The organism is Streptomyces sp. NPDC014907 (assembly GCF_055562975.1).
Genome location: NZ_JBVHEG010000012.1, coordinates 94485 through 113860, shown reverse-complemented (window position 1 = coordinate 113860; position 19376 = coordinate 94485). Strand labels below are relative to the sequence as shown.

Genomic DNA, 19376 nt, shown 5'->3' with positions numbered 1-19376 from the left:
AGCACGCCTGGCAGGCGGCTGTCCCCGCACGATGGGAGTGACATGTCGCAGGCTCCACCCGATGACGCACCACTGGTCCACGACCTCATAGGAATCGGCTTCGGGCCGTCCAACGTGGCCATGGCGATCGCGCTCAGCGAGCACAACGCGGGCGTCGGGAGGCAGGAGGCGGTCACCGCCCACTTCTTCGAGCGCCAGCCCCGCTTCGGCTGGCACCGGGGCATGCTCATCGACGACGCGACGATGCAGGTCTCCTTCCTCAAGGACCTGGTCACCCTGCGGAACCCGAGCAGCGAGTACACCTTCCTCCGGTACCTCCAGAGCAAGGGACGGCTGGTCGACTTCGTCAACCACAAGAACCTCTTCCCGCTGCGCGTCGAGTTCCACGACTACTTCGAGTGGGCGGCGGCCAAGGTCGACGACATGGTCTCCTACGGCCACGAGGTCGTCTCCGTGGAACCCGTCGTGCGCGACGGCGTGATCGAGTACCTGGACGTGACGGCCCGCTCCGGCACCGAGACGGTGGTCCACCGGGCCCGCAACCTCGTCGTCGGCACCGGCCTGCGGCCCCTCATGCCCGAGGGCGTCGAGCGGAGCGACCGCGTCTGGCACACTTCCGAACTGCTCGCCAAGGTCGACGGCCTGGAGGGCACCGGCCCCGCCCGCCTCGTCGTCGTCGGCGCCGGCCAGAGCGCCGCGGAGAACGTCGCCTACCTGCACCGCCGCTTCCCCGACGCGGAGATCTGCGCCGTCTTCTCGCGCTACGGCTACAGCCCCGCCGACGACAGCGGCTTCGCCAACCGCATCTTCGACCCCGCCGCGGTCGACGAGTACTACACGGCGCCCGACGACATCAAGCGCAAGCTGATGGAGTACCACGGCAACACCAACTACTCCGTGGTCGACATCGACCTCATCGACGACCTCTACCGGCAGGCGTACCGGGAGAAGGTCCTCGGCGCCGAGCGGCTGCGCTTCCTCAACGTCTCCCGCCTCACGGGGGTCGAGGAGGGCCCGGACGGCGTCCGCGCCACCGTCACCCACCTCGTCACCGGCGAGGAGAGCGTCCTCGACGCCGACGTCGTGGTCTTCGCCACCGGTTACCGGCAGGCCGACGGCCTCGGCCTCCTCGGCGACGTGGCCGACCGCTGCCACCGCGACGAGCGGGGCCGCGTCCGCGTCGAGCGGGACTACCGCGTCACGACCGACCCCGAACTGCGCTGCGGCATCTACCTCCAGGGCGGCACCGAGCACACCCACGGCATCACGTCGTCGCTGCTCTCCAACACCGCGATCAGGGTCGGCGAGATCCTGGAGTCCATCGTCGAGCGAGGACCCCGGCACCTCTCCGGCCCGGTCCGCCCGGTCGCCGACGGGATCGGCACGGCCCGCTAGGGCGGGTGCCGGACGCCGCCTGGCAGGCGGACTTTCGGCACACGTCCGGGTCCCGCTCACGTCCGGGTCCGGCTCGCGCCCCGGGTCCCGCTCCGGAACCCCTGCCCGCCTCTCCGGGGCGGACGGCACCGCTTCCGCGACACGCCCGACCGGGCCCGGCCCGCCCGGCAGCCCCCCCGGGCCGCCGCCCGGCCCGGGACCCACCCCCGGCGGGAGGCGCCCGCCGACCCGTTTCCGCTCCTCCCCACATCGTCACGCCCCGGCGGCACTCCGTGCCGGACGGGCCTGACCGCACGGTGAAAGTCCCCCCGAAAGGAACATTCGTGTCCACTGGTTCACGCCCCGCGCCGAAGCGGTTCGTCAGGAACGCCCCCCGCGTGGCCGTCGCCGCCGTCGCCGCGCTCGCCCTGTCCGCCTGTGGGGGCGGCACGGAGAAGACCGGGGGGGCCGAGCCCCCGGGTGGGCCGGACGCGACCGCGCCGTCGGCCGGGGCCTTCCCGGTGACCGTCGCGCACAAGTACGGCACCACGACGATCGACGCCGAGCCGAAGAAGGTCGTCACGCTCGGCCTCTCCGACCAGGACGCGGTGCTCGCCCTGGGCGTCAAGCCGGTGGGCTCGGTGGACTGGTTCAAGGAGAAGCCGTACGGCAAGTGGCCGTGGGCCAAGGACAAGTGGGGCTCCACCCCGCCGCAGATCGTCGGCGAGCGCGACGAGTACAACATCGAGAAGATCGCGGCGCTCAAGCCGGACCTGATCGTCGCCCAGTACTCGGGCATGAAGAAGGAGCAGTACGACACCCTCTCCAAGATCGCCAAGGTCGTCGCCCAGCCCAAGGACCACCCGGACTACGGGGCCCCCTGGCAGGTCATGACCCGGCAGATCGGCAAGGCGCTCGGCAGGGGCACCGAGACCGAGAAGCTCATCACCGACGTGGACGCCCGCTTCAAGTCCGTCCGGGCCAAGCACCCCGAGTGGGCGACCAGGACCCTGACCGTGGCCGACAGCTTCGAGGCCGGCAAGTACTCGGCGTTCACGAAGACCGACCCCAAGTCGATCTTCTTCGCCGAACTCGGCTTCAAGCTGAAGCCCGAGATCGACACCCTCGCCAAGCCGGGCTGGAACGTCGCCGAACTCAGCGCCGAGAAGCTGAACGTGCTCGACGTCGACCGCCTCGTCTGGGTCACCTCCAGCACCGAGGCCAACGACCGCGTCAAGGCCGAGCCGCTCTACAAGAAGCTCAAGGTCAGCCAGGAGAAGCGCGACCTGTTCGTGCCCTACCAGAACCCGGACATCGGCGCCGCCTTCTCCTTCAACACGGTCCTCTCGATCCCCTACGCGATCGACCGGATCGAGCCGCTCCTGACGGCCGTCAAGTAACCGCCGAAGGGAAACCGCCGGCGCACCCCCCTCCCGCGGCCCGCCCGCCCGCCGACCCGGCGGGCGGGCGGCGGCCGCCGCCCCGGACCGCCGTGCCCCGCCGCACCTCACCGACGCACCACCAGGGAAAGGCCCTTTCGAACGATGTTTGACGTCGAGTCGGACCGGACGACCACCGCCGGACTCCCCCTCACGGGCGGACAGTCCGGAATCTGGCTGGCCCAGCAGATCGAGCCGGACGGCTCGGCCTACAACATCGCGTTCGTCCTCCGGCTCCACGGAGACATCGACCCCGACCGCCTCGAGGCCGCCGTCCGGCGGACCGTGGAGGAGGCGGAGAACCTGCACGTCCGGATCGGCGACGCCGGCGACGGCCCCCGGCAGACGCCCACCCGCTTCCCCGTCGACGTGCTCCGCGTCGACCTGCGCGGCGAGCCCGACGCCCGGGAGGCGGCCCACCGCTGGATGGAGGCCGACCGCGACCGCCCCGCCGACCCGGCCGGGGGCCCGCTGTTCGCCCAGGCGCTCCTCAGGGTCGCCGACGACCGGATCTGGTGGTACCAGCGCTACCACCACCTCCTCGTCGACGGCGCGGGCGTCGCCCTGATCGCCCGCCGCGCCGGCGACCGCTACACGCTCGGCGACGCGGCCCCCGCCCCCGACTGGTCCCTCGCCCGGCTCGTCGGGTCGGACACCGCGTACACCGGCTCCGGGCGGTACGAGACGGACCGGGCCTACTGGCGGGAGCGGATGGCCGGCCGGCCCGAACCGGTCCGCCTCGTCCCGCGCTCCACCGCTCCCATGCGCCGCCGCGTCCGCGACACCGTCGCACTCGACCCCGCCACCACCGCCCGGCTGCGCGCCCGCGCGGCCGAGTCCGGCGTGCCCACGTCCCGCCTCCTGATCGCCGCCGTCGCCGCCCACCTGCACCGCGCCACCGGCGAACAGGACCTCGTCCTCGGCCTCCCCGTCACCGCCCGCCGGGACCCCGCGACCCGGGGCGTCCCCGGCATGGTGTCCAACATCCTGCCGCTGCGCCTCTCCGTCCGCCCCGACACGACCGTCGCCCGGCTCCTGGACGACGTCGCCACCGCCGTCTCCGAGGCGCTCGCCCACAGCCGCTACCGCGCCGAGGACCTCGCCAGGGACCTCGGCCTCACCGACGGCGTGCGGGAACTCGTCGGCCCCACGGTCAACGTCCTGCCCCAGCCCGAAGGGGTCCGCTTCGGCGGCGCCGAGGCCGAGTTCGTCCCCCACTGGCTCGGCCCGGTCGGCGACCTCGCCCTCACCTTCGGGGACTTCGGGGAGGACCACGCCCTCCAGGTCCACCTCGACGCGGACGCCGACGTCTGCGACGAACGGACCCTGGCCGGGCACCGGCGGCGCCTCCTCGCCGTCCTGCGGGCCTTCACCGGGGACCCCGCCCGCCCCGTGGGACACATCGAGCAGACCTCCGAGGAGGAACGCGCCCTCCTCCTCGGGGAGTTCGGCGTCTCGCCCCGGCCCGCGCCCGAGCTGACCTGGCCCGCCGCCTTCGCCGAACGCGTCCGCCTCGCCCCCGGAGCCGTCGCGCTCGTCTGCGAGGACCGCGAACTGACGTACGCCGAACTCGACGCCGCCGCCAACCGCCTCGCCCGGCTCCTCATCGCCCGGGGCGTGGGCGCCGAGGACGTCGTCGCCGTCGCCCTGCCGCGCTCCCCGGAGCTGGTGACCGCCCTCCTCGCCGTCATGAAGGCCGGCGCCGCGTACCTGCCGCTGGACGCCGACCACCCCGCGGACCGCATCGCCTACATGCTGGACGACGCCGGCGCGCGCACGGTCCTGACCACCCGCGAGCTGTCCGCCGCCCTGCCCGACGCGCCCGGCACCGCCCGCGTCCTGCTCGACGACCCGGACGTGGCCGCCCGGTGCGCGGCCCTCGACCCCTCGGACCCCGCCGTCCCCGTCGCGCTCGACCAGGCCGCGTACGTCATCTACACCTCGGGCTCCACCGGCCGCCCCAAGGGCGTCGTGGTCTCCCACGACGGCATCGGCAGCCTCGTCGCCACCGCCACCGACCGCATCGGGATCACCGCCGAGAGCCGGGTCGTGCAGTTCGCCTCCGCCGGCTTCGACGTGACCGTCTGGGACCTCGTCATGTCGCTGTGCGTCGGCGGCCGCGTCATCGTCGTCCCCACCGAGCGCCGCGTCGCCGGACCGGCCCTCACGGACTACATCGCCCGCCACCGCGCCACCCACATGATCCTGCCGCCGTCCCTGGTCTCCGCGCTGCCTCCGGAGTGCGACCTGCCCGACGGCTCCGTCCTCGTCGTCGGCACGGAGGCCGTGCCCGCCGAACTCGTCGCCCGCTGGGCCGGCCGCGTCCGGGTCGTCGTCGCCTACGGCCTCACCGAGGCCACCGTCAACTCCACCCTCTGGACCGCCGACGCCGCCCGGCCGGGCCCCGCCCCCATCGGCCGCCCCGACCCCAACACCCGCGCCTACGTCCTCGACTCCGCCCTGCGCCCCGCCCCCGTCGGCGCCGAGGGCGAGCTGTACGTCGGCGGACGCGGCCTCGCCCGCGGCTACCTGGGCCGGCCGGGACTCACCTCCGAACGCTTCGTCGCCGACCCGTACGCGGACGAGCCCGGCGCCCGCATGTACCGCACCGGCGACCGGGTCCGCTGGAGCGCCGACGGCAACCTCGAGTTCCTCGGCCGCGCCGACGGCCAGATCAAGATCCGCGGCCACCGCGTCGAACCCGGCGAGGTCGAGAGCGCCTTCATGGCCTGCCCCGGCATCGCCCAGGCCGCCGTCCTCGCCCGCGACGACCACCGGGGCGTCAAGCGCCTCGTCGGCTACCTCGTGGCCGAGGCCGGCACGGACGCCGGGGCCGCCGACGACGCCGTCGCCCGGGCACGCGCCCGGATCGCCGCGACCCTCCCGGCCCCCATGGTCCCCTCCGCCCTCGTCCGCCTCGAAGGACCCCTGCCGCTCACCCCGAACGGCAAGCTCGACCGCCGCGCCCTCCCCGAGCCCCGGTGGACCGCGATGGCCGGCGACGACGCGCCCACCACCCCCGCCGAGACCGCGCTCGCCGCGCTCTTCGCCGAAGTCCTCGGCCTGCCGTCGGTCGGCGTCCACGACAGCTTCTTCGAACTGGGCGGCGACAGCATCGTCGCGATCCAGCTCGTCAACCGCGCCCGTGCCGCCGGCCTCGGCCTCACCCCGCGCGACGTCTTCCGGCTCCGCACGGTCGCGGCCCTCGCCGGGGCCGCCGCCCCCGTCGGCCCCGGCACCGCACCGGCGGCGTCCCCGGCGGCCGTCCTCGACGAGGACGCCCTGCCCGTCTCACCGCTCCAGGAGGGCTTCTTCTTCCACGCGGCGTACGACGACGGGGCCGACGACCTCTACGTCGTCCAGGAACTCCTCGACCTCGCCGGGCCCGTCGACCCCGGCCGGCTGCGGCGCGCGCTCCAGCTCCTCCTCGACCGGCACCCGCTGCTGCGCGCCTCCTTCCGCCAGCTTCCCGGCGGCGGGGTCGTCCAGCGGATCGCGGACCGCGTGACCCTCCCGTGGTCCGAGGCGGACACGGACGGCGCCGGCCCGGACGAGATCCTGCGCCGGGACCGCGCCCGGGGCTTCGACCTGGCCGAGCCGCCGCTGCTGCGCGCCACCCTGATCCGGGACGGCCGGCGCCACCGCCTCCTGCTCACCCTGCACCACATCGTCGCCGACGGCTGGTCCGTCACCGTCCTGCTGCGCGAACTGAACGCCGCCTACGCGGGCGAGACCCTGCCCGAGCCCGCCGACCCGCGCCCCTACCTGGCCTGGCTGGCCACCCGCGACCGCGACGCCGCCCGGGAGGCCTGGCGCGGGGCGCTGGCCGGCCTGGAGGGCCCGACCCGGCTGCCCGACCCGGCCGGCACCCCCGCCGGGGACGCGGCACGGACGCCGCGCACCCGCACCGAACGCGTCGACGTGCGCCTGTCCGAGGACCTCACCGCCGAGCTGACGGCCCGCGCCCGGAGCGGCGGCCTCACCCTCGGCACCGTCCTCAACGGCACCTGGGCCCTGCTCCTCGGCGGCCTGACCGGCAGCGGGGACGTCGTCTTCGGCACCACCGTCTCCGGCCGCACCACCGAGGTCGAGGGCCTGGACGCGGCCGTGGGCCTCTTCGTCAACACCGTGCCCGTACGCGTCCGCCCCCGCGCCGGCGAACCCCTCGTCGCCCTGCTGCGGCGCGTCCAGGACGAACACGCGGCGCTCCTCGACCACCAGCACCTCGGCCTCGCCGACATCCAGCGGCTCGCGGGCGGCGGCGAACTCTTCGACACCCTCGTGGTGTTCGAGAACCACCCGGCCGCCGCCCCCGCCGAAACCCCCCTGGTCACCGGCGGCGAGGTGCTCGACGCCGTCCACTACCCGCTCGCGCTCGTCGCCGAGCCCCGCGACGGACACCTGTCGCTGCGCTTCACCTACGACCCGGCCCGCCTCGACCGGACGGCCGTGGCCGTCGTCGCGCACCGCTACGAGGCGCTGCTGCGCACCTTCGCCACCGACCCCGGCCGCCGGACGGCCCGGATCGGGCTCCTCTCCGAGCGGGAGACGGAACGCCTCGCCCGGCTGAACGCCACCGACCACGCGCTCCCCGACCCGGACGCCACCCTCGCGACGCTCTTCGCCGCCCGCGCGGCCCGCACCCCCGACGCGCCCGCCGTCGTGTACGAGGGCACCACCCTCACGTACGCGGAACTCGACCGGCGCGCCGAGGCCCTCGCCCGGCGGCTGCGGGCCCGGGGCGCGGGACCCGAGGAGTTCGTCGCCGTCGCCGTGCCCCGCTCGGCGGAGCTGATGGTCGCCCTGCTCGCCGTCCACAAGGCCGGCGCCGCCTACCTGCCCGTCGACCTCGACTATCCCGCCGACCGGGTCGCGTTCATGCTGGCCGACTCCGGCGCGCGCACGGTCGTCACCACCACCGGGGCCGCCGGCCGGCTGCCCGGCGCGCCCGGTCTCGACGTCCTCCTCGCGGACCGCGAGGAGGAGGCACCGGACGCGCCCCGCGTCCCGGCGGGCCCCGACCACCCCGCCTACCTCATCTACACCTCCGGCTCCACCGGCCGCCCCAAGGGCGTCGCCGTCACCCACCGGGCGATCGTCAACCGCCTCGCCTGGATGCAGGGGGAGTACGGGCTGACCGCCGGCGACCGGGTCCTGCAGAAGACCCCGGCGAGCTTCGACGTGTCCGTGTGGGAGTTCTTCTGGGCCCTGACCGAGGGCGCCACCGTCGTCCTCGCCCGCCCCGACGGCCACCGCGACCCCGAGTACCTGGCCGGACTGATCCACGCCGAGCGGATCACCACCCTGCACTTCGTCCCGTCGATGCTGGCCGCCTTCGTCCAGGCCCTGGAGGCCGCGCCCGGCGGCCCCGACTGGGCGGCGTCCCTGCGCCGGGTGTTCTGCAGCGGCGAGGCGCTCACCGGCCCCGACGCCCGGCGCTGGTCGGAGCTGACGTCCCGGACCGGCCGGGAACCCGTACCGCTGCACAACCTGTACGGCCCCACCGAGGCCGCCGTCGACGTCACGCACTTCCCGTACGAGGGCGGCACCGACCCCGCCGTCCCCATCGGCCGGCCCGTCTGGAACACCCGCCTGTACGTCCTCGACCCCTTCCTGCGGCCCGTCCCGGACGGCGTCCCCGGCGAGCTGTACCTCGCCGGTATCCAGCTGGCGCGGGGCTACCACGGCCGGCACGGCCTGACCGCCGAACGGTTCGTCGCCGACCCCTTCGGGGCGCCCGGCACCCGCATGTACCGCACCGGGGACCTCGTACGGCGCCGGCCCGACGACACCGTCGAGTACCTCGGCCGCACCGACCGGCAGGTCAAGATCCGCGGCAACCGCGTCGAGCCGGGCGAGATCGAGGCCGCCCTCGCCGCCCTCCCCGGCGTGGCCCGCGCGGCCGTGACCGTCCGCGACGGCGCCCTCGTCGGCTACGCGGTGCCGGCCCCCGGCGCCCCCGCCCCGGACGCCGCCGCCCTGCGCGACGGCCTCGCCGGCGTCCTGCCCGCCCCCATGGTGCCGAGCGCCGTCGTCGTCCTCGACGCGCTGCCCCTGACGCCCAGCGGCAAGCTCGACCAGAACGCCCTGCCCTCGCCGTCCGCCGCCCCCGGGGCGGGCGGACGCGCGCCCCGCGACGCACGCGAGCGCGCCCTGTGCGAGGTCTTCACCGCCGTCCTCGGCATCCCCGGAATCGGCGCCGACGACGACTTCTTCGTCCTCGGCGGCGACAGCCTCACCTCGATCGCCGTCGCGACCGGGGCCCGTGAGAAGGGACTGGCCATCAGCCCGCGCGACGTGTTCCAGCACCGTACGCCCGCGGCGCTCGCCGCCGCGGCGAGCGCCGCACCCGAGGCCTCCCGGGAGGACGGCGCCCCCGGGGCGACCCCCGACGTGACCGTCTCCGCGACCGACGCCGGGCAGGCCGCCGCCGCGCTCCGGGCCGTGCTCGCGCAGCAGGACCGGGTCGATCCCGCGCTCCGGGCCCTCCTCGACCGGCTCACCGCCGCGGGCGCCCCCCAGGAGCCCCCGGCCCCGGCCGCCCCGCTCGGCGGCCTGGAACTGACCGAGGAGGAGACCACCCGCGTCGCGGAGACCGCGGGACTGCCCGTCACCGACGTCTGGCCGCTCTCCCCGCTCCAGGAGGGCATGTACTTCCACGCCACCTACGACACCGGGGACGCCCTCGACGTCTACCTGTCCCAGGAGACCCTGGACCTCGACCACCGCCTCGACGCCGGCCGGCTGCGCGCCGCCTGCCGGGCCCTCCTCGACCGCAACGAGGGCCTGCGCGCCGGATTCACCAGCGACGGCCTGCCCCGGCCCGTCCAGTTCGTCGTGGACGGCGCCGAGATCCCCCTGACGGAGACCGACCTGTCCGGACTGCCCGCCGACGAGCGGGACGCGCGCGTGGAGGAACTCCTCGCGGCCGACCGCCGGCAGCGCTTCGACCTGTCGGCCCCGCCCCTGTGCCGCCTCCGCCTGATCCGCCTCGCCGACGGCCGCGACCGGCTCGTCGTCACCCACCACCTCATCCTGTGGGACGGCTGGTCCGCCTGGCTGTTCCTGGAGGAACTGTTCACGCTGTACGAGAACGGCGGCGACACCACCGGCCTGCCCGCCCCCGGCTCGTACCGCGACTACCTCGCCTGGCTGGACGGACAGGACACCGCCGAGGCCCTCGCCGCCTGGCGCGACGCCCTGGCCGGCTTCGACGAGCCGACCCTGGTCGCCCCGAGCGGCCGCGACGCGGGCCCGGTCATCCCGGCCGACTTCGACGCGGTCCTGACGCGGGACACGAGCGACCGGCTGCGCGCCGCCGTCCGCCGGCACGGACTCACCCTGAACACGGTCCTCAACGCCGCCTGGGGCCTGGTCCTCTCCGCCGTCACCGGCCGCCGCGACGTCGCCTTCGGCACGGCGGTCGCCGGACGCCCCGCGGACCTGCCGAACGCCGCCGGCATCATCGGCATGTTCCTCAACACCGTTCCGGCGCGCACCGCGTTCGCCCCCGACGAGCCGCTGCTCGACCTCCTGCGCCGCCTCCAGGCCGAACGCGCCGCCGTCATGCCCCACGAATACGTGGGCCTCGGAGCCCTCCAGCGGGAGACCGGCCACCGCCGCCTCTTCGACACGCTGTTCGTGCTCCGCTCCGCCGACGGCGAGGACCGGGCCGAGGCGCTCCGGCGGCGGCACGGCATCACCGGCGTGTCGAACGTCGACGGCACCCACTTCCCGCTGACCCTGATCATCACCCCCGAGGCCCGCCTCCGGGTCACCCTGGCGGCCCGCCCCGACCTGTTCGGCGCCGAGGCCGCGACCACGGTCCTCGACCGGTTCACGGCCGTCCTGGAGCGGCTCGCCGATCTCCTCGCCGGACCGGACGCCGCCACCACCCGCACCGCGGCCCTCGACCTGCTGCTCCCGGCCGAACGCGCCGCCCTGACCGCCGGGTCCGCCGCGGGCCGCGAGCCCGTGCCGAACGAGACCGTCGCCGACATGCTCGCGGCCCAGGCCGCCCGCACCCCCGACGAGACCGCCCTGGTCTTCGGCGAGCGGTCCCTCACGTACGCCGCGCTCGACGCGCGCGTCAACCGGATCGCCCGGCTGCTCCTCGCCCGGGGAGCGGGCCCCGAGAAGGTCGTGGCGCTCGCGCTGCCCCGCTCCCTCGACATGGTCGCCGCGCTCTTCGCCGTCCTGCGCACCGGCGCCGCCTACCTGCCCCTCGACCTCGACCACCCGGCCGACCGGCTGCGCCTCATGGTCGAGGACACCGGACCGCTGTGCCTGGTGTCCACCACCGCCGTCGCCCCGGCCCTGGCCGCCGCCGCGCCCGAAGTCCTCCTCGACGACCCGGCCGTCGCCGCCGCACTCGACGCCCTGGACGGCGGCGCGGTCACGGACGCCGAGCGGCCCGCGTTCGCGCACGACGTCCCGGACCGCCTGGAGCACCCGGCGTACGTCATCTACACCTCCGGCTCCACCGGCCGCCCCAAGGGCGTCGTCACCCCCTACCGGGGCCTGACGAACATGCAGCTCAACCACCAGGAGGAGATCTTCGCCCCGGCCATCGCCTCGGCCGGCGGACGGCGCCTGCGCATCGCGCACACCGTCTCCTTCGCCTTCGACATGTCCTGGGAGGAACTGCTCTGGCTCGTCGAGGGCCACGAGGTCCACGTCTGCGACGAGGAGCTGCGCCGCGACGCCGAGGCGCTCGTCGCCCACTGCGACCGGCACCGGGTCGACGTCGTCAACGTGACCCCCACCTACGCCCAGCTCCTCGTCGAGGAGGGCCTGCTCGACCACGACGAGGCGGCCGGCAAGCACCGGCCCGCCCTGGTCCTCCTCGGCGGCGAGGCCGTCTCCGACACGGTGTGGAACCGGCTGCGGGACACGGACGGCTGCTACGGCTACAACCTGTACGGACCGACCGAGTACACCATCAACACCCTCGGCGGCTCGACGGACGACAGCGCGACCCCCACGGTCGGCCGGCCCATCCGCAACACCCGCGCCCACGTCCTCGACTCCATGCTGCGCCCGGTCCCCCCGGGCTGCCCCGGCGAGCTGTACATCGCCGGCACCGGCCTGGCCCGCGGCTACCACGACCGCCCCGGCCTCACCGCCGAACGCTTCGTCGCGGACCCCTTCGGGGAGCCCGGCGAGCGGATGTACCGCACCGGCGACCTCGTGCGGCAGCGGCCCGACGGCCTCCTCGACTTCCTCGGCCGCACCGACGACCAGGTCAAGATCCGCGGCTACCGCGTCGAACTCGGCGAGATCGCCACGGCCCTGTCCGCGCACCCCGGGGTCGCCCACGCGGCGGTCGTCGTGCACACCGGCACCGGCACGAAGCGCCTGGTCGGCTACTTCGTGCCGGAGGACGGCACGGAGCCCGGCGAGGAGACGGTCCGGGACCTGCGCGCCCACCTCAAGGCCGCGCTGCCCGACTACATGGTCCCGTCCGCGCTCGTCGCCGTGGACACCCTGCCGCTGACCGTCAACGGAAAGCTCGACACCAGGGCCCTGCCCGCCCCCGACCCCGCCCGGACCGGGGGTGCCGGGCGCGCCCCGCGCACCCCGCGCGAGGAGACGCTGTGCGCGCTCTTCGCCGAGGTCCTCGGACTGCCCGCGGGAAGCGTCGGCATCGACGGCGACTTCTTCGACCTCGGCGGCCACTCGCTCCTCGCCACCCGTCTCGTCAGCCGCGCCCGCACGGTGCTCGGCGCCGAACTCGCGATCCGCGACCTGTTCGAGGCCCCCACGGTCGTCGAACTGACCGAGCGCGCCGACCGCGCCACCGGCCCCGCCCGGCCCGCCCTGACGGCGGCCGGGCGCCCCGGGGAACTGCCCCTCTCCCACGCCCAGCAGCGCCTCTGGGTCGTCCAGCAGATCGAGTGCACCTCCGCCGCCTACAACTTCCCGCTCGTCCTGCGACTGCGCGGCACCCTCGACACCGGCGCGTGGGAGGCTGCCCTGGCCGACGTCACCGCCCGCCACGAGGCCCTGCGCACCGTGTTCACGGAGCGCGACGGACACGTGTTCCAGCGCGTGCTGCCCGCCGGGGAGGCACGGCCCGCCGTCGAGCGGCTGACCGCCACCGAGGACGAACTGCCCGGCCTCGTCGACGCGGCCGTCAACCGGCCCTTCGACCTCGCCGCCGAACTCCCGCTCCGCGCCGCCGTCGTGGAACTCGGCCCCGAGGACCACGCCGCGATCCTGCTCCTCCACCACATCACCACCGACGAGTGGTCCGACCGCCCCTTCCTCCGCGACCTCGCCACCGCCTACGCGGCCCGGACCGCCGGCACGGCGCCGGAGTGGGAGCCGCTGCCCGTCCAGTACGCCGACTACGCCCTCTGGCAGCAGCGCCTCCTCGGCGACCCGGCGGACCCCGACAGCACGGCCGCCCGGCAGCTGGAGTACTGGCGCACCGCCCTCGACGGCGCGCCCGAGGAGCTGGAGCTGCCCACGGACCGGCCGCGCCCGGCCCGGCCCGCGTTCACCGGCGCCGAACTCGACGTCGTCTTCGACGCCGACGTCCACGAGGGCCTGAAGCGCCTCGCCCGGGAGACCGGCGCCAGCATGTTCATGGTGGCGCACGCCGCCGTGGCCACCCTGCTGCACCGCCTGGGCGCCGGGACCGACATCCCCCTCGGCGCGCCCATCGCGGGCCGGGGCGACGAGGCCCTCGACGACCTCGTGGGCTTCTTCGTCAACACCCTCGTGCTCCGCGCCGACCTGAGCGGCGACCCGAGCTTCACCGAACTCCTCGCCCGGATCAGGGAGACCGACCTCGCCGCGTTCTCGCACGCCGACGTGCCCTTCGAAGCGGTGGTGGAGAAGCTCAACCCGACCCGGTCGCTCTCCCGCAACCCCCTCTTCCAGGTGATGGTCGGCTACCACGCCCGCACCGGCGACGCCCTGGAACTGCCCGGCCTGCGCGCCGAGTACCTGCCCTTCCACGTCCGCTCGGCCAAGTTCGACCTGGTCTTCAGCTTCACCGAACGCGTCCCGGCCGACGGGGGCCCCGGCGCCCTGGGCTGCCGTCTGGAGTTCGCCACCGAACTCTTCGACCGGGAGACCGCCGAACGGCTCGGCGAACGCCTCCGCACGCTCGTCGCGGCCCTGGCCGCCGACCCCGGCCTGCCCGTCTCGCGGGCCGAGGTCCTCGGCGACGACGAACGCCGCCTCGTGCTCGGCGAGTTCAACGCCACGGAACGCGAGGTCGACGAGGAGACGTTCCCCGCCCTCTTCGCGCGCCGGCGCGCCGAACGCCCCGACGCGGTCGCCGTCGTCGACCGCTCCCGCTCCGTGACCTACGCCGAACTCGACGCCCGCGCCGACCGGGTGGCCGGCCTCCTGGCCGCCCGCGGCGTGGGAGCCGAGAGCGTCGTCGGCGTGGCCGTGCCCCGCTCGGCCGACACGGTCGCCACGGTGCTCGCCGCCATGAAGCTGGGAGCCGCGTTCCTGCCGCTCGACCTGGTCCACCCGGCCGACCGCCTCGCGTACATGATCGAGGACTCGGGCGCGGCCCTCGTCGTCGGCACCGAGCAGGTCGCGGGCAAGATCCCCGGCGTGCCGGGCGTACCGGTGCTGCTGCTCGACGATCCGGCGGTCGCCGCCGAACTGCGCGACCTCCCGGCGACCCCCCTGGGGAGCGGCCCCGCCGCCCTGGACACGGCCGCGTACGTGATCTACACCTCCGGCTCCACCGGCCGCCCCAAGGGCGTGGTCGTCCCCCACGAGGGCATCGCCAGCCTGGTCGTCACCGCCGTCGACCGGATGGGCCTGGAACGCGACAGCCGCGTCCTGCAGTTCGCCTCCGTCGGCTTCGACGTCTTCGTCTTCGAACTGGCCATGGCGCTCTGTCACGGCGGCCGGCTCGTCCTGATCACCGACGAGGCCCGCGTCGCGGGCCCCGCCCTCACCGACTTCCTCGCCGCCCAGCGGATCACCCACATGATCCTGCCGCCGTCCCTCGTCTCCGCGCTGCCGCCCGGCTGCGCGCTGCCCGAGGGGTCCACCGTCCTCGTCGGCACCGAGACCGTGCCGCCGGACCTCTTCGAGCGCTTCGGCGACACGGCCCACCTGATCTGCGCGTACGGGCTCACCGAGGCGACCGTCAACTCCACCCTGTGGTCCGCCCGCGAGCACCCCGGCCGCCCGTCCGGCCGGGTGCCCATCGGCCGGCCCGACCCCAACACCCGCTGCTACGTCCTCGACGAGCGCCTCAGGCCGGTCCCGCCCGGCGTCGCGGGCGAGCTGTACGTCTCCGGACGCGGCCTCGCGCGCGGCTACCTCGGCAAGCCCGGACTGACCTCGGAGCGGTTCGTGGCCGACCCGTACGGCCCGCCCGGCAGCCGCATGTACCGCACCGGCGACCGCGCCCGCTGGCGCGCCGACGGCAACGTCGACTTCCTCGGACGCGTCGACACCCAGGTGAAGGTGCGCGGCTTCCGCATCGAACTCGGCGAGATCGAGGCGGCGCTCACCTCCCACCCGTCGGTGGCCCAGGCCGCCGTGGTGCCCGACCGCGACGGCGACATCGTGCGCCTGGTCGGCTACGCCGTGCCGGAGACGGGCGAGGAGGCGCCCGAACCGCAGGAACTGCGCGCCCACGTGGCCGGCGTCCTGCCCGAGTACATGGTCCCGGCGCTCGTCGTCCCGCTGGACGGCCCGCTGCCCCTCACGCCCAACGGCAAGCTCGACCGCAAGGCGCTGCCCGCGCCGGACTGGGCCGCCATGACCGGCGACGCCCGCCCGGCGAACGCGACGCAGGAGAAGCTGGCCGGACTGTTCCGCGAGATCCTCCGCCTCGACCGGGTCGGCGTCCACGACAACTTCTTCGCCCTCGGCGGCCACTCCATGGCCTCGATGCGGCTCCTGAGCCGCGTCCGCACCGAGTTCGGGGTCGACCTGAGCATCCGCGACGTCTTCGACGCCCTCACGGTCGCCGGCCTGGAGGCCAAGCTGAAGGGCGCGGCCGCGGCCCGCCCGGCCCTCCTCCCGGGCGGCGACCGCGAAGGACCCCTGCCGGCCGCGCCCGTGCAGCGCAGGCAGTGGGACGCGCACCACCGGGCCCCCGCCTTCGACCACGCCCTGGTGCTCCGCGCGCCGGGCGCCCTGGACGCGGAGGCCCTGGAGGCCGCGCTCGCCGACGTGGCCGACCGCCACGAACCGCTGCGCACCGCGTTCGCCGAACGCGACGGCGTCCTGCACCTCGTGCCGGCCGGACCGCCGGTCCTGGTGCGGGAGGAGTGCGCGGACCCGGAGGCCCGGGCGCGCGAACTGGCCGGGGGAGCACCCGACCCGGAGCACGGCGCCCCGCTGCGGGCCCACCTCCTGACCGGTCCCGACGGGCGGCAGTCGCTGCTCCTGTGCCTCCACTACCTGGCCGTCGACGAATGGTCGGTCGTCCCCCTCTTCCGCGACCTGACGTCGGCGTACGCGGCCCGTACGGAGGGCCGGGCGCCCGGCTGGGAGCCGCTGCCCGTCTCGTACGCGGACTACGCCCGCTGGGCCCGTGAGGTCCTCGGCGACCCGGACGACCCGGACAGCCGGGCGGCCCGCCAGCTCGCCCACTGGCGGCGGACGCTCGACGGCGTGCCGGCCGGACCGGTCCTCCCGTCCGACGGCCCGTCCACGTCCGCGCCCGGCGCGGACCACGTCGCCTTCGTCCTGGACGAGAAGCTGCACGCGGCCGTCGACGAGCTGGCCCGGACCACCGGGACCAGCATGTTCATGGTCCTGCACTCCGCCCTGGCCGCCCTGCTCACCGCCCGCGGCGCGGGCACGGACCTGCCCCTCGGCACGATGGTCGCGGGCCGCTCCGACGACCGGCTCGCGGACCTCGTGGGCTGCTTCTTCAACACGGTCGTCCTGCGCACCGACACGGCCGGGGACCCGGCCTTCACGGAGCTGCTGTCCCGCGTCCGGGAGACCACCCTGAGCGCCCTCGACCACCAGGACGTCCCCTTCGAGGAGGTGGCCCGGGCGGCCGGCCTGCCCCCTGAGGGCCCGCAGGTCATGGTGATCCACCACGAGCAGGCCGACCTCGACCGCCTGGAGGGCGGCATCGGTTCCCTGGACGTCGTGCCCACCGGCTCGTCCCGGGCCCGGCTGACCCTGGGCTTCCACGAACCACGGGACGAGGGGCCGGTCCACTGCGCCCTCGTCCACGCGACCGACCTGCTCGGCCCGGCCGGGGCACGACGGCTCGCCGACGAATTCCAGAGGCTGCTGCGCACCGCGGTCGCCGACCCGGAGCAGCCGCTCTCGGAACTGTTCACCACCATGTCCACGAGGAGTGACGACGCATGACCACCAACCCGTTCGAGGACCCGCAGGGCCGATTCCTGGTCCTGGTCAACGAGGAGAACCAGCACTCGCTGTGGCCGTCCTTCGCGGAGGTGCCGGCCGGATGGCGCACCGTCTTCGGCGAGGAGACGCGGGAGGCCTGCCTGGAGTACGTGGAGACCCACTGGACCGACCTGCGCCCGGCGAGCCTGGCGGCCGGGCGGAGCTGAGGAACAGGAAACGGGGAAGGGCCCCCTCCTTCGGGAGGGGGCCCTTCCCCGTTTCCGTCGTTCCCGGCCGGGGTGCCCCGGGCGGCGCTTCCGCCGTTCGCGGGCTGCGGGCTGCGGGCTGCGGGCTGCGGGCTGCGGGCCGTGGTTCATGGTTCATGGCCTTACGGTCCGCAGTCCGCGGTTCATGGCTTACGGGGCGCGGCGCGGCCCGCAGTCCCGGACCGGGGGCCGGCGTCCCCGTCAGTCCCGTACGGCGGCCGGCTCGCGGCGGCTGTCGGACCAGGCCGACCACAGCTCGGCGTAGCGTCCGCCCGCCGCGACCAGCTCGTCGTGGGTGCCGGTCTCGACGACACGGCCCCCGTCGAGCACGACGATCCGGTCCGCGGCGGCGGCCTGCGGCAGCCGGTGGGCCACCATCAGGCCCGTACGGCCCTCCAGGGCGCGCAGGGCGGCCGTCTCCAGGACCCGGGCGCCCGCGCTGCCGGCGTCGGCCGTCGCCTCGTCGAGGAGGGCGACGGGAGCGTCCGTGAGGACGAGCCGGGCCAGGGCCAGGTGCTGGGCCTGGGTCACCGTGAGCCGGTGACCGCCCTCGCCCACGACCGTGGCCAGGCCGTCGGGGAGCGCCTCGGCCCACTCCAGGGCGCCGACGTGCTCCAGGGCCGCGCGCAGTTCCGCGTCCGTCGCGTCCGGCCGGGCGAGGCGCAGGTCCTCCGCCAGGGGCCCGGCGAAGACGTGGACCTCCTGGCTGATGAGGGCGACCGTCCGCCGGACGCCCGCCGGGCCCAGCTCCCGGGTGTCCACGCCGCCCAGGAAGATCGTGCCGGTCTCCGGGGCGTGGACGCCCGCGATCAGCTTGGCGAGCGTGGTCTTCCCCGCGCCGCTGGCGCCGACCAGGGCGACGCGTTCGCCGCACCGCACGTCGAGGTCGACCCCGTGGAGCACCGGGTGGCCGTCCACGTAGGCGTGGCCGAGCCCCGTCACCTTCACCGAGCCGTCCACGGGCACGGCGGGCCGTTCCCCGGGCTCCCGCTCGGCCGGGAGGTCCGTCACGCCGACCAGCCGGGCGAGGCCGGCCCCCGCGGACTGGGCGTCGTCGATGAGGAAGAGGGCGGCGTTGATCGGGTTGAACAGGCCGAGGAAGTAGAGCGCCGCCGCCGTGGCCGTGCCGACGCTCACCGATCCGGCGTCGACCAGGAGGAAACCGGTGACGAGGAGCGAGGCCAGGCCGAGGAACTCGGCGGCGTTCAGGCGGGAGAAGAAGCCGGACACCAGGCGCATGCCGCTCGCCGCCAGGTCGACGGCCGTCCGCGACCGCCCTTCGAGCAGGTCCGTGTGACGGCCGGTCAGCCGGAACGCCCGTACGGTGCGCACGCCTCCGACGCTGTCGAGCAGCTGGTGCTGGAGGGCGCCGGTCGCCACCCGCTGCTCGGCGTAGATCCGCGCGGCGCGCGGGATGTACCAGCGGACGGTGAGGACGTGGACGGGGACGGCGACGAGGACGGCGAGCAGGAAGCGCCAGTCGAGGACGGTGAGGCCCACCAGGGTCAGGACGATGGTGAGGAAGGCGCTCGCGAACTCGGGCAGGGCCTGCCGGACCACCCGCGCGATCAGGGTGACGTCACCCGTGACCCGGGCGGTCAGGTCGCCCGAACCGGCCCGTTCGACCCGTTCGAGCGGCAGCCGCAGCGCCCTGTCGATGAACCGTTCCCGCAGGTCCGCGAGGATCGTCTCGCCGAGCCGGGCGACCAGCGACTTGCCGACGGCGGTCGCCACGCCCCGGGCCACGGCCACGGCGAGGAGCAGCGCCGTCGGCACGGTCAGCGCGGCCGTGCCGCGCCGGTCCACGACCAGGTCCACGATCCGTCCGAGCAGCGGCGCGGTCAGCAGGCCGATGCCGGTGCCGGCGACCAGGACGGCCAGCGCCGCCGCGGCGAGCGGCCGGTGCCGGCGCAGCAGCCCGCGGACGACGGCGAGGGTCCGCGCGCCGGTCGCGGTGGGCAGGAGCTCGCGTTCGGGCGTGCCGGGTCCGTTCATC

5 protein-coding genes are annotated in these 19376 nt (G+C 75.3%); 4 read left to right on the top strand and 1 reads right to left on the bottom strand.

The window, feature by feature from the left end; all coding sequences use genetic code 11:
• Positions 1 to 42: 42 nt before the first annotated feature.
• The 4 genes from ACZ3IL_RS25630 to ACZ3IL_RS25615 all read left to right on the top strand — a co-directional run bounded on the left by ACZ3IL_RS25630 (position 43) and on the right by ACZ3IL_RS25615 (position 17341).
• Positions 43 to 1395 (top strand): lysine N(6)-hydroxylase/L-ornithine N(5)-oxygenase family protein, encoded by a 1353-nt coding sequence (locus tag ACZ3IL_RS25630; RefSeq protein ID WP_467393849.1) that lies wholly within the window; start codon positions 43 to 45, stop codon positions 1393 to 1395.
• 323 nt (positions 1396 to 1718) lie between these two features.
• The gene (locus ACZ3IL_RS25625) at positions 1719 to 2774 is read left to right on the top strand and encodes an iron-siderophore ABC transporter substrate-binding protein (RefSeq protein ID WP_467393847.1); all 1056 of its coding nucleotides are present in this window, start codon (positions 1719 to 1721) and stop codon (positions 2772 to 2774) included.
• A gap of 144 nt (positions 2775 to 2918) precedes the next feature.
• Positions 2919 to 17135, top strand: coding sequence for an amino acid adenylation domain-containing protein (locus ACZ3IL_RS25620; protein WP_467393845.1), 14217 nt, complete (start codon positions 2919 to 2921; stop codon positions 17133 to 17135).
• Positions 17132 to 17341: an MbtH family protein gene (locus tag ACZ3IL_RS25615; protein WP_467393843.1), complete on the top strand. Its 210-nt coding sequence runs from the start codon at positions 17132 to 17134 to the stop codon at positions 17339 to 17341. The genes ACZ3IL_RS25620 and ACZ3IL_RS25615 overlap by 4 nt, the downstream gene beginning before the upstream one ends.
• 240 nt (positions 17342 to 17581) lie before the next feature.
• Here ACZ3IL_RS25615 and ACZ3IL_RS25610 read toward each other — a convergent pair whose 3' ends face one another.
• A complete protein-coding gene (locus ACZ3IL_RS25610; protein WP_467393841.1) occupies positions 17582 to 19375 on the bottom strand; it encodes an ABC transporter ATP-binding protein in 1794 nt (597 codons plus the stop codon).
• Between the last annotated feature and the right edge of the window lies 1 nt (position 19376).